Raw genomic sequence first — 12502 nt, forward strand, 5'->3', positions numbered from 1 at the left:
GTGCAGGCCGAGCAGGATGCCGGCAAGCCGATCATCGGCCGCGGTGCCTGGGCGCGCGTGGAAGGTTCGAACACCCATATCGATCCGTCGACCAGCACGACCGGCGCCAGCTACAACGTGCGCATGTGGAAGTTCGAAGGCGGCGTGGATGCACCGGTCATCGAGAACCAGTCCGGCACGCTGGTGGTAGGTCCGACGTTCCACTACGGCATCGCCAACTCCAACGTGTCGTCGATGTTCGGCAACGGCGCGATCGATGCCACCGGTTATGGCTTCGGCGGTACGGCAACGTGGTACGGCAACAATGGTTCGTATGTCGATGCCCGCGCCACGGTGACGTGGTACGACACCGACATCCGCTCGTCGACGCTGGCAACCAAGCTCGCCAATGGCAATCGCGGCAGCGGTGTGGCCACCAGCGTGGAAGCCGGCCACCAGCTCGCGCTGGGCGGCAACTGGTCTGTCACGCCGCAGGCGCAGCTCGCGTGGTCGCAGGTGCGTTTCGACGCGTTCACCGACCAGTACGGCGCCAATGTCTCGCGCGACAACGGCAACAGCCTGGTCTCGCGCCTGGGCGTCTCGCTCGATCATGAGACGAAGTGGATGGCGGCTAACGGCAAGACGCAGCGCTCGCACGTGTACGGCATCACCAACCTGTACTACGACTTCCTGCACGGCACTTCGGCCCGAGTGGCGGACATCAGCGTGGTCAGCAAGGAGCAGGCGCTGTGGGCTGGCCTGGGTGTCGGCGCATCGCTGAACTGGGACGATGACCGCTACACAGCGTGCAGAACTTTGGCGATAGCAACGCGATTGGCGCCAAGTTCGGCTTCCGCTACCGCTGGTAAGGCGTCGGTGGAGCGCATGGCCCGCGTTATCGTGCGCGGGCCAGAGAATCGTCGTGGCGCGTCCCCCTGGCTGGTCGCAATGGCCATCGCCGCTATGGTTCGGGATACCCCGTTCGCATGTAGTGGTTTCTAGCAATCGACTACGAACGTTTTAAAGGTTTGAGCGGTGAGCCACTTCCTTTCGGAAGTGGTTTTTTTGCACGCTTATTGGTGAGTGAACGAACGGCGCTGCGCTCGCGCGCGCCTGATCTCGGGCGATCGTGCCCCGATCCATCGCCGTCGGCGAAGCTCGCGGCCCCGTGGCGAACGGGCTTCCATCCCGCTCTGCAGCGCCTGTTCCTTGTCGCGCGGCACTTTTCCCGAAAGCCGCTACCTATTTTGCTGCGCGGAACCCGCAGCGGACGGCATGTGCGCCGCACAAATTTATCGGTGCAAATAACTATTGACCGGGATGTACCCACCGGAGTCTAGTCACTGAGACTCTCTTCCCATTTTGCTTTCCAGTTGTTGGGTCAGGGAAGGAGAGCGTCGGCGGCAATTAGCCGGCTCGGAAGCGCGCAGCGCGAACGTCCCATATCAATACAAGATCGACGGGAATCGCGATTTGCCGGATGCGGATAGATGCCAGGTTTCTCGGAAGTGAAGCAGTCTTGATCGGCCATTTTGCCCAGGCACCAGACCATTGCGTCCTTGGGCAGGAATTCCTTGGGGAGCATTTGATGAAGTTGGCGGACACACGGGTCAGTACCCGGCTGGTGGCAGGTTTCCTCTTTGTACTCATCCTGTTGGCGATCATCGTTGGCATTGCCTGGTGGCGCCTGCAAGCCAGCTCCGGCGTCATGACGACGATGATGGACGACGTGCTCGTGAAGGAGCGCCTGGCATCCGAATGGGCGGCCAGCACCAATTCCAATGGCGCGCGCACCATGATTCTCGTGGAAACCGCGGACCCGGAGCGGAAGAAACAGATTCAGGCTCAGATCAAGCAAACCAGCGGCAGGATCAGCGAGATTCAGAAGCGGCTGGAAGCGGTCGCGGAAGGGGCGGAGGAAAGCAGCCTGTTCGCAACGATCGCTGAAAAGCGTAGTGCCTATCTTGCCGTGAGGGACCGCGTATTCAAGGAACAGGCCGTCAATGAAGACAATGCCCGCAATCTGATGCGCTCGGGTCTGGAGCCGGTATTGAACGATTACGTGGCCACGATCGGGAAAATGACGGCCTATCACTCGGCGCGCAGCACGCGCATGAGTGAAGAGATCTTGCGCCTCTCACGCGCATCGCAGCAGCAAGTGCTGATCCTGGGCGGCGTTGCGGTGCTCCTGGGCCTGGGCATCGCGTTTGTCATTTCCAGCAGCATCAGGAAGCAACTGGGCGGCGAGCCAGCGTATGCGGTCAAGGTTGCGAACCGCATCGCCGCCGGCGATCTGACCAGCACCATCCGCGCCGCGGGCGGATCGGAAGAAAACCTGTTGAACGCGATGGAAACCATGCAGGGAAGCCTGGTGCAGATCGTCGGCGATGTGCGCAACGGTACGGACACCATCGCCACCGCATCGAACCAGATTGCCGCAGGCAATCTCGAACTCTCGTCGCGTACCGAGGAGCAGGCGGCCTCGCTGGAGGAGACTGCCGCGTCGATCGAGGAACTGACCGGCACGATTCGCCAAAACACCGAAAACGCCAGACAGGCCAGCCAGTTGGCGGTGACGGTCTCGGAAGTGGCGGTGAAGGGTGGGGCCGTGGTGTCGCAGGTCGTGGATACGATGGGATCGATCAATGAGTCCTCCAGGAAGGTTGTGGACATCATCGGCGTGATCGAGAGCATCGCGTTCCAGACTAACATCCTGGCGCTCAACGCGGCGGTGGAAGCTGCGCGGGCTGGCGAGCAAGGCCGGGGGTTTGCTGTCGTGGCGGGGGAGGTGCGCGCGCTGGCGCAGCGGTCCGCGGCAGCGGCGAAAGAGATCAAGACGTTGATCGACGACTCGGTGGCGAAGGTCGATCAGGGCAATCAGCTTGTCGGGGAGGCGGGGGCCACGATGGGAGAGATCGTCTCGGGCGTCAAGCGTGTGACGGACCTCATGGGCGAGATCACGGCGGCCACGCAGGAACAGTTCGCGGGGATTGAGCAGGTCAACCAGGCGATTGCGCAGATCGATGAGGTCACGCAGCAGAACGCCGCCCTGGTGGAGCAGGCATCCGCGGCGGCGCAGTCCATGCAGGAACAGGCGCGCACCTTGGCCCAGGCCGTAAGGGTGTTCAAACTTGAAGCGGGCGCATCGTCGATCGCGGCCCCCGATGCAGCGTCGAACTTCCGCACCCGACCCAGGACCGTGGCTTCAGCACAATGGAAAGAGCAGCGGCTTTTGCGGTGACAGCGGCCAGGTACTCCGGCGTCCACGGGGCTGAGGCTTGGCGTGGACGCCGGGGATGTGTCTTCGCGCGTGCGGTCAGACGAGTCCCAGCGCGCGGAGCTTGGCATCCGTAGCCGAGTACGGACGCTCGCAGATGATCTTGTCCGAGTCCTTGGCGAACTCGAACGTTGCCGCCATGCGGACGCGGAACTTGCGGCCAGTTGGCGGGAAGATCTTGCCATTCGCCTTCAGGTTGCCCAAGTGCGTGCCGGAGAGCCAGAACTCGACCAGAACGGTATCGTCGGCAGCGGCAATGGCGATGATTTCGTTGGCCAGATCCGGGAAGCTCTCGCGCGACGAATCGAAGTAGCCGCGCACCTCTTCTTCGCCGTCGAACACCGCGCCGGTGGCATGCATTTCGTACCTCGGGTGCTGGAAGGTATCGATGACCGCATCCCATTCATGGGTGCATTCCAGGGCCATGTGGTCGCGCACGGTTTGGATACGCGCGGCGTTCAGTGCTTCAGACATTGTTGATACTCCATCATCGAGATTTATGGGGAAACTGCTCGGCAGCGCTGCGCTGCCGAATCTGAGGGATTTGCCGCAGGGCGTTCTAGCGCAGCAGGCGCCAGCCGCCATCGACCGTGAATTCGCCGCCGGTGATATAGCCGGACTCGTCCGATGCCAGGAAGGCGATCAGGTGCGCAACGTCTTCTGCCTTGCCTTCATCGCCAAGTGGAATGCGCCGGCCCGCCGGGCGCGGGTCGACGCCGCCGGCAGCCTGCCGTTGTCGATACTGGTCGAAGATCGTTTCCAGCATGGGCGTGGCCGTCTTGCCCGGGTGGACCGAGTTGCAGCGGATCTGGTTGCCGTTCTCGGCACCGGCCAGCGCCACGGTCTTGGTGAGCTGGGTCACGGCGCCCTTGCTGGCGCCATAGGCCACGCTTTGCGTAGTGGGGTAGTACGCTCCCACGGACGCAAGATTGACGATGGCCCCGGTGCCGTGCTTCCGCATGGCCGCCAGTGATTCCTTACAGCCGAGGAAGGTGCCGTCCAGGTTGACCGACATTACCCGACGAAATTCGGCCAGCGTGGTATTGGCAATCGTTCCATTCACCACGTCGCCAACGATCCCGGCAGCATTCACCAGAACATCCAGGCGTCCCTGCCGGTCAAGGATGGTCTGGACGGCCTGAGACCAGGCCGCTTCGCTGGTGACGTCCAGCGCCAGGAACGTGCCGCCAATTTCGGTGGCCATCTTCTCGCCATTTCCGCCCGCCAGGTCGCCGATGAAGACCGTTGCGCCGCGCTGCGCGAGTAGCCGGGCCGTTGCCGCGCCGATTCCACTGGCACCGCCTGTCACCAACACCACTTTTTCCGAAAACTGGGTCATTCGTTTGTCTCCCATATGGATGTTTAGTCGCTTCTTATCGCAACTTGTGGAGTTTATGAAGAAACGTTTCCACACCGCAGAAACATTGTTGTTCCTTGTGCTATAAAGGAGCAATCATGGTTAACACCAACCTGCATTCGCGTATGCCGCTGCTATAGTGTGAAAACGTTTCTTCAAGAGCGGGCGAGATTTTTTACAAGGAGACAGCAATGAGTTTTCTGTTTGGAGGCGTGCGACAGCTTGGCTACGTCGTGACGGACATCGAGCGGGCGATGGACCACTGGTCGAAGAAGTTGGGCGTTGGACCGTGGTTCTATAAAGAGGATGTGGGCACGACCGAATTCCGTTACTACGGCAAGGTCGCGACGCCGCCCAAGCTATCCATTGCCCTGGCAAATTCCGGCGATCTGCAGATCGAACTGATTCAGCAGCGCGACGATTCGCCTTCGCTGTACCTCGATTCCCTGAAGCGCGGCGGCGAGGGTGCCCAGCACATCGCCTACTGGACGGAAGACCGTTTCGACGAAATCGTTGCCCACTTGCTGGAAGCCGGCTATGTCGAAGGGCATGGCGGACGCATGGGATCGCGCGGTCGATTTGCGTACTTCGTCAACCCGGAACTGCCAAGCGGCATGTTCGAGCTTTCGGAAATGGCTGGCGGCAAGGCGGAATATTTTGCGGAAGTGCGGCAGGCGGGTCTGGCGTGGGACGGCACGGGCGAGCACACCCGCCGTATCGGCGCGCCGCGCTAGGCCGCGAGACGCCACCTGGTAAGCGGATAGGCTTCTCCTGCTGCGCTAGAATGCGCGACGCCCCATCGAACAGCGCTGGGGCGTCAAGAATAGATTGGCTTGGCCATCACCGTGGCTGTGCCGAAAAAGGGAGAAAGTCGATGTTGCGAATGGAGTTGCATGGAGGATGCCAGACATGACGTCGCGCATCACCATTCGAGAGGTCGCCAAGGAGGCGGGCGTTTCCATTGGCACGGCATCGCGTGCGTTGAACCGGGCAGGGCGCGTCAGTGAAGCCGCGATCGCGGCAGTCACGAAGGCGGCCCGCCGTCTGGGATATGAGCCGGATGCGATTGCGCAGAGCATGCGGACGCGCTCCTCCGGCGCCGTAGGGTTGCTGGTCTCCGATCTGGCCAATCCGCTGTACGCACAGATCATTACGGCCGTGGAAGAGGCGCTGCAAGCGGCAGGCTACGCGCTCCTTATCGCGAGCACGCACAACGACGGCAAGCGGGAAAAAAATCTGATTGATCTCTTTCGCCGGCGGCGCGTCGACGGATTGATCCTGGGGCCTTGCGAATCGGAAAATCCCAAGCTGCTCGAGCAGATTGCCGAGCATATGCCGGTGGTCGTCCTGGACCGCGATTTCGGGCCATCCGGTACTGGCGTGCAGGTCGATCACTTTGCGGGCGCGATGCAGGCGACCCAGTACCTGCTGAACCTTGGCCATACGCGCATCGCACTGCTGACGCCCGGAACCATGCTGCGCCCCGGGCGTGAACGCATCGCCGGATTCGAGGCTGCCTATGCGCAACATGGGCTGAAGCCCGTGCCAAAGCTGATACGGTCAGAGAAGTCCGCGATGGAGTTCGCGTTCAGCGAGGCGCTATCGCTGATGTCCGGTCCCGACGCCCCCACCGCGTTTCTTTGTCTGGGTACCCGGATTCTTGCGGGGGTGCTCCAGGGCATGCGCCATACCGGGCGGGTCGTGCCGGGGGACGTCAGCGTGATCAGTATTGGGGATACGGATCTTTCGCAACTGTTCAGTCCGTCGATTACTTCGCTCACATGGGATCTCTCCGTCGTGGGCACCGCCCTTGCGCAACTGATGCTGAAGCGGCTGGAACGAGACGCGGAGGTCGAGCCGGAGTCGATCGTTATCGCAACGCAGCTTGTACTGCGGGAATCGTGCGGGCCGGTCATGGAGCGAAAGAAAGCCAGGGCTTGACCGACGCTCATCAGGTGCGCTGAAGCCGCTTCGGGAGAAGCGGCTTTTTTATTGCGCTGTTTGACTTGCGTTTACCGTAGAAACGTTTCTACAATGATTCGAATTTCATGCGGTGCGATTCGGGTACTGCGTGTAAAGCAATGACTACGGAGAGAGACGTAATGAAAGCAGCAATCCGCGGTGAGTCCGGCCTGGTCTTCATCGAAACCGCCATCCCGCGCCCCAAAGCCACCGAGATACTTGTGAAGGTTCGTGCGAGTTCGCTGAATCGTGCTGACCTGGCTCTGGTTGACGGCAAGGCGCATGGCACGGCCGGCGGGACGGGAACGCCGCTGGGGCTTGAGTGGTCGGGCGATGTGGTCGAAGTCGGCAGTGAAGTCACCGCCTACAAGGTGGGCGACAAGGTGATGTGCTCGGGTCTCGGCGCATTCGCCGAGTATGCCGTGGCTGACTGGCGTCGCGCTTTCCCGTTCCCCTCACAGGATATGGACTACGAGACCGCTGCCTGCCTGTCCGTGGCCTTGCGGACCACGCACACGGCCATGCGCCACGTGGCGAAGCTGGAGGCGGGGCAGACCGTAATGGTGCTGGGTGCTTCGTCCGGCGTTGGCCTGATGGCTCTCCAGGTGGCCAAACACTTCGGCGCGAAACTTGTCATCGGCACATCCACGAAAGCAGATCGGCGCGAGCGCCTTGCGGAGTTCGGGGCCGACGTCGCGCTCGATAGCAACGATCCCGAATGGTCCAGGAAGGTGCTGGCCTGTACCGAAGAGCAAGGCGTTGACCTGCTGGTGGATTTTCTGGCGGGGCCTTTCATCAACGACAGCATGCGCGCGGTGCGTATCGGCGGCCGTATCGTGAACATCGGCCGAATGGCAGGGGAGACCGGCGAGTTCGACTTCGATCTGCACTCGATGCGGCGTATCGAGTATCTCGGTATGACATTCCGGACGCGAACGCTGGAAGACTTTGGCGACATTGCCGGGCGGGTCCAGCGCGATTTCTGGCCCGCGCTGCGTGAAGGCCGACTGCGCTTGCCCATCGATGCGCGCCTGCCGTTGGCCCAAGCCGCGGAGGCCTGCGAAATGATGCGTAAGAACACCCATTTCGGGAAGATCGTGCTGATCCAGGATGCGTAACGCCTGAAGTACGCCAGCGTTAAAGGGGCGTCGCCGCACGCCCCCCGAAGTCTCACGTCCATTGTTGCCGGGCGCCGCGCCGTTGCCGCGACGCCTATCGCACACATCACGCAGTCAGTCACGGGTTAACCACCATTTGCTCAGCCGGACCTGCGACACACAATGAATGGAAACGTTTCTGCAATTCCGCAAAGAGCGGCGGAAAACGTGACAGCCTCACAAAATAGTTGGAGACAAGACATGAAGACATTTGCCGCCCTCACGCTGCTCGCCGCTCTGGTGGCGGCGCCGCTTTCGACCGTACGCGCTGAGGGTGCATACCCGAACAAGCCGATTCGCCTGATCGTGCCGACGGCCCCCGGAGGCGGCGGCGATGTGTTTGCACGGATTCTGGCGGATCAGCTTGGCCGGCGCCTGAAGCAGCCGCTGGTCGTTGAAAACAACGCGGGCGCCGCGGGAACCATCGCAATCGGCCAACTCGCACGGTCGACGCCCGACGGCTACACGATCGGTCTCGGCACGATGACCAGCACCACGCTGGCGCCCGCCGTGTACCACAACCTGCCTTACGACCCCGTCAAAGACCTCACCACCATCGCCCGGGTCGGCACCTCGCCAATCATCCTGGTCGCAACGAAGGACTTTCCCGCGAACAACCTGAAAGAACTCGTCGAAGTGGCGAAGAAGAGTTCCACCCCGTTGCAGTTCGGCACCTGGGGGCTTGGCTCCACCGGACATTTCTGCGCGGAGGTGCTGGCGCAGAAGACAGGCATCAAGCTTGATCACATTCCGTTCAAGGGATCGTCGCCGGTCGTGACGGCCATGCTGGGTGGCGTGGTGAAGGTAGGCTTCCTCGATATTGGCAGTGGCACTTCCGCCGTCAAGACCGGAAAGATCAAGGCGCTGGCGATGTGCACGCGCCGCACCGCCAATTTCCCGAACGTGGCGACCTACAAGGAGCAAGGCGTGGACTTCGACCAGTGGACGGGTTGGGCGATGTTCGCGCCGGCGGGACTGCCCCGGCCGATTGCCGACAAGCTGACCGCCGCAGTCAGGGACACGCTCAAAGACCCTGCCGTCACGAGCAAGATGGCCGATCTCGGCATCACGCCAGATTTCGTAACCGGTAGTGAACAGGCAAGCGTCAATGCGCGCGACGTCCAGGTATGGAAGCGCATCGCGCAGGACGCCAACATCAGGCTGGATTGATGGCCAGGGCGCCGTCACAACGTTATTCCCCACAAAAAATTCTTGGAGATTTGCAATGGCATTGCCGAAGGTTGTGACACACCAGGACCGCCTGCTGTCGGTCAACATCCACGATTCGCACGAGTTTCCCGGGTCCGAGCCGGGTTCCACGATCATCCCGCTGTTCCTCGATCGGGAAAACGGCATCTGGGTGCTGTATGGAAAGTTCGAGCCGGGTACCCGACTGCCTGCGCATTTCCATACGGGTACGGTCCACTTCTTCACCACCAAGGGGCAGTGGAACTACGTCGAATACCCCGAAGATCCGCAGACGGCCGGCAGCTACCTGTACGAGCCGGGCGGCTCCGTCCATACGTTTTCGGTCCCGGCGGACGCCAAAGAGGCCGCCGAAGGCTTCATGGTCGTGTATGGCGCCAATGTCATCTTCGACGAAGAGGGCCAGTTTCAGAGTGTCCGGGATGCCGGTGCGATCGAAGAAGGCATTCTTGCCGCTGCCCGAAAGGCAGGCTTACCCATTCCCCGCTATATCCGGCCGAAAGGGGGTGCGGAGATCACGGGCAATAAGTAAATCCGCACCGGAGCAGCGGATCACCCGTGCGGAGGATGCGACAAGTTTTTCCATAAATAGAAAGCAAAATTAAAAAGCGAAAGCAAACGGAGACATTCCCATGAAGCGAGGTTTGCACTATGGCCTGCTGGCCATCGGCATGTTCGTTGTCGCAGGTGCTGGCGCTGCCGATTCCGGCAGCAACTACCCGAATCGTCCGATCAGACTGATCGTCCCATCCGCTGCGGGCGGCGGTGCGGATGCCTTCGGCCGTCTGCTCGGGGAGCAACTGGGGAAGCGGCTCAAGCAATCGTTCGTCGTCGAGAACATCGCGGGTGCTGCCGGCACAATCGCAATCGGTCAGTTGGCGCATGCGAAACCGGATGGTTATACGATCGCCCTCGGTACGATGACGACGACGACCCTGGCTCCGGCGGTGTACCAGCAGTTGCCGTATGACCCGACCAAGCTGGCGACCATTGCTCGCGTGGGGACGTCTCCCATCATCCTGGTCGCGACGAACGATCTCCCCGCCAACAATCTTTCCGAACTTGTGGAACTGGCCAAACGCAGCCAGAAGCCCATTCAGTACGGCACCTGGGGCCAGGGCTCGACCGGACACTTCTGCGCGGAAGTCCTGTCGCAGAAGGCTGGCATCAAGCTTGATCATATCCCGTTCAAAGGCGGTGCGGCCGTCATGACCGCGATGATGGGCGACGTGATCAAGGTAGGTTGGCTAGATATCGGGTCAGGTACTGCTGCCGTGAAGACCGGGAAGATCAAGGCGCTGGCGATGTGTACGCGGCGCACCTCGAATTTCCCTAACGTGAAGACGTACAAGGAGCAGGGCGTCGACTTCGATCAATGGACCGGCTGGGCGATGTACGCACCTCCTGGAACACCCAAGCCGATCACCGACAAGCTTTCCGCCGCGTTGAAGGAGACGCTGGAGGACGCATCCGTCAAGTCGAAGATGAACGATTGGGGCATCACCCCGGACTACCTTGGCGGTCCGGAGCAAGCCGCGGTGAATCTCCGCGAAATCGAAGTCTGGAAGGGCGTGGCAAAGGAGGCCAATATCAGCCTCGATTGATTCGATGGATTCGATTGATGCTTGAGCGGATGGAGCGGCGACAGGCTTTGTCGCCGCAAGAGACTACGCCGCGGCCAATTCGCTGGCGGCTTCGCTAGCCAGTGCGACTTCCGTCTCGTCGGTCACCATGCTTTCCGTTATCGCGTTGTCGACTTCGGAAACCATATCGCCCAGACCAATGGCAACCGTGACATTCGGCGTCCAGTTCTTGCGGTCGGCGCTGGCCTCCGCAAACGTGGTCACCGTCGCGGTGTAGCCCTGCGTTCTGAGGTCGTCGGCAAGGCGTTGCGCTCGCGGTTCCAGCGCTGCTTGCGGATTTTCTTCGTTGATATCGAGTACCAGGCTGGTCTCGAACTCTTCCTTGCCCCTCTGGATCGCCGTCTGCATTGCCTTGAGTTGCTTGTTCGCGAGCGCGACGAGCTTGCTGTACCTGGATTCTTCCTGGCTGGCGCGCAGTGCCTTGGCGGCGTTGATGATTTCGGTGCGGTCCACGAACATGATTACCTTTCGAGGTGGGGGAAAGAAGGCGCGGTCGCCGCACGGGCTTGGCTACGGGAGCCAGCTTTTCCGGGGTGCGGCGACAACTGTATAAATATACAGTGGTTGCCCGCTGGCCCGCAAGAACTAAAAAGGGGGAAAGTCAGTGGCGGCCGAGCATCTGGCGCGTTGCCTCGGCTTGTTCAACGTTTGCGCCGACTGGCGCGGATTCCGTCAGTTCGACGGTTTTATGTGCCTGAAGGCGGCCAGAAGGGTCAGGTCATAGCCGATCTTCAACAAGCCGCAGGCCAGTAGTGGCGCACCCGTCCAGCCTAGTGCCATGAGTCCACCAGCAAGCACCGGGCTGATGGCGGCGGCGAGACTGCGCGGCACCGCCGTCAGACTTGCTGCCGCGCTTCGCTCGGCGGGGGTTACCACTGCCATCACGAACGCCGTCCGCGTTGGCACATCCATTTGAGACAGTGCGCTGCGCGCCAGCAGCAACAGCAACGTCAGCGGCAACGACGGCGCGAATGCGGCGGCAATCAGAAACGCGCTGGACGGGATGTGCGTGAACACCATCGTGTTCAATAGCCCGATTTTGCGGGCGAGCGGGACGGCCGCAAGCTGGGACGCGGTGGTCAGTAGTCCCGCCCAGAAGAAGAACTGTCCCGCCGCCCCGGGAGACAAGCCGAAACGCTGCATCAGCCAAAGCGATAGCAGGGCATTGACGACCAGGCCACCCGCGAATGCGTCCACGCTGAACAGCATCGCCAGCCGCACGACAATGCGGCGTGACGGCCCCAGCGGCGCGGGTGTCGACGTCGACTGCGGATGTGGATCGGGCAGCCTCGCATAGAGTGCCCAGAGTGCGATGCCTGACACGGTGTAGACGGCGAACATCAGACGCACGGCGTCCAGAAACGACAGGCCGGCATGGCTGGCGATCCAACCCGGAATTGCGGCGGCCAGCGCCCCAAACGCGGCGGACAGGGAACCCGCAAGGCCGTAGCGCGCGAACAGCGCTGTGCGTGAATCGGGCGTCGCGGCCTCGGCCAGTCGTGCCTGCTCCAATGGCAGGAACACGCTGACGTCCCCCGAACTTGGGTTCAGGGTGCCGACGAAGGCGATGATCAATAGCGGCCAGAGCGATGACTGGCACGCAAAGGCCGCACCAGTGACCGCCATCAGGACGGCCGCGGACATCAGCAGGCGCCGTTGCTGGAAGCGATGCCCGATGAGTCCGACCAGGATCGTGGCAAGCGCGGAGCCGATCAGCGTGGCGCTACTGATCAGCCCCACCGCGAGTTGGTCGAAGCCGAGGGCTAGCAGGTACGCGGGCAGGAGCACTGCAATGAAGCCATCGCAGAAGCCACGCAACGACCGTCCGGCAAGCAGCGGGATGATGCTCGCGTCGGTTCGGGGCGGCAGCACAAGACCTGAAGGCGTGGAGCGATTCACGCGGCACCCATTGGGGAAAGAT

General features: G+C 61.7%; 12 protein-coding genes. 8 read left to right on the forward strand and 4 right to left on the reverse strand.

Translation table 11 applies throughout. The features are described 5' to 3' along the window. Both AC3FLX_RS05940 and AC3FLX_RS05945 read left to right on the forward strand, forming a co-directional pair. A partial coding sequence (locus AC3FLX_RS05940; protein WP_488694740.1) for an autotransporter outer membrane beta-barrel domain-containing protein occupies positions 1-981 on the forward strand: 981 nt, incomplete at its 5' end. 478 nt (positions 982-1459) lie between these two features. Further along, positions 1460-3220 carry a methyl-accepting chemotaxis protein gene (locus tag AC3FLX_RS05945; RefSeq protein ID WP_488694742.1) on the forward strand — a complete coding sequence of 587 codons (1761 nt, stop codon included), beginning with the start codon at positions 1460-1462 and terminating at the stop codon, positions 3218-3220. Between the two features lie 75 nt (positions 3221-3295). Here the strand turns inward: AC3FLX_RS05945 and AC3FLX_RS05950 are convergent, their stop codons facing one another. Together AC3FLX_RS05950 and AC3FLX_RS05955 are read right to left on the reverse strand one after the other, a co-directional pair. Continuing rightward, positions 3296-3730, reverse strand: coding sequence for an ester cyclase (locus AC3FLX_RS05950; RefSeq protein WP_488694744.1), 435 nt, complete (start codon positions 3728-3730; stop codon positions 3296-3298). An 85-nt stretch (positions 3731-3815) separates the two neighbouring features. Next, positions 3816-4595: an SDR family NAD(P)-dependent oxidoreductase gene (locus AC3FLX_RS05955; protein WP_488694746.1), complete on the reverse strand. Its 780-nt coding sequence runs from the start codon at positions 4593-4595 to the stop codon at positions 3816-3818. Positions 4596-4804: 209 nt separating this feature from the next. On the opposite strand from AC3FLX_RS05955, the gene AC3FLX_RS05960 reads away from it, so the two are divergent. The 6 genes from AC3FLX_RS05960 (at position 4805) to AC3FLX_RS05985 (ending at position 10542) form a co-directional block, all read left to right on the forward strand. Continuing rightward, positions 4805-5347: a VOC family protein gene (locus AC3FLX_RS05960; RefSeq protein WP_488694748.1), complete on the forward strand. Its 543-nt coding sequence runs from the start codon at positions 4805-4807 to the stop codon at positions 5345-5347. A gap of 175 nt (positions 5348-5522) precedes the next feature. Then, on the forward strand, positions 5523-6554 hold the full coding sequence (locus AC3FLX_RS05965) for a LacI family DNA-binding transcriptional regulator (protein ID WP_488694750.1): 1032 nt from the start codon (positions 5523-5525) through the stop codon (positions 6552-6554). 161 nt (positions 6555-6715) lie between these two features. Continuing rightward, on the forward strand, positions 6716-7693 hold the full coding sequence (locus tag AC3FLX_RS05970; protein ID WP_488694752.1) for a zinc-binding dehydrogenase: 978 nt from the start codon (positions 6716-6718) through the stop codon (positions 7691-7693). 240 nt (positions 7694-7933) lie between these two features. Then, positions 7934-8902, forward strand: a complete 969-nt coding sequence (locus AC3FLX_RS05975) for a Bug family tripartite tricarboxylate transporter substrate binding protein (protein WP_488694754.1) — start codon at positions 7934-7936, stop codon at positions 8900-8902. A gap of 55 nt (positions 8903-8957) precedes the next feature. Next, a complete protein-coding gene (locus AC3FLX_RS05980; protein ID WP_488694756.1) occupies positions 8958-9470 on the forward strand; it encodes a 2,4'-dihydroxyacetophenone dioxygenase family protein in 513 nt (170 codons plus the stop codon). Between the two features lie 100 nt (positions 9471-9570). Continuing rightward, positions 9571-10542, forward strand: a complete 972-nt coding sequence (locus AC3FLX_RS05985; protein WP_488694758.1) for a Bug family tripartite tricarboxylate transporter substrate binding protein — start codon at positions 9571-9573, stop codon at positions 10540-10542. A gap of 63 nt (positions 10543-10605) precedes the next feature. Here AC3FLX_RS05985 and AC3FLX_RS05990 read toward each other — a convergent pair whose 3' ends face one another. Then, complete coding sequence (locus tag AC3FLX_RS05990; protein ID WP_488694760.1) at positions 10606-11040, reverse strand: hypothetical protein; 435 nt, start codon at positions 11038-11040, stop codon at positions 10606-10608. Between the two features lie 213 nt (positions 11041-11253). Next, on the reverse strand, positions 11254-12480 hold the full coding sequence (locus tag AC3FLX_RS05995) for an MFS transporter (RefSeq protein WP_488694762.1): 1227 nt from the start codon (positions 12478-12480) through the stop codon (positions 11254-11256). Between the last annotated feature and the right edge of the window lie 22 nt (positions 12481-12502).

It is taken from the genome of Cupriavidus sp. 291-E7, from assembly GCF_057798835.1.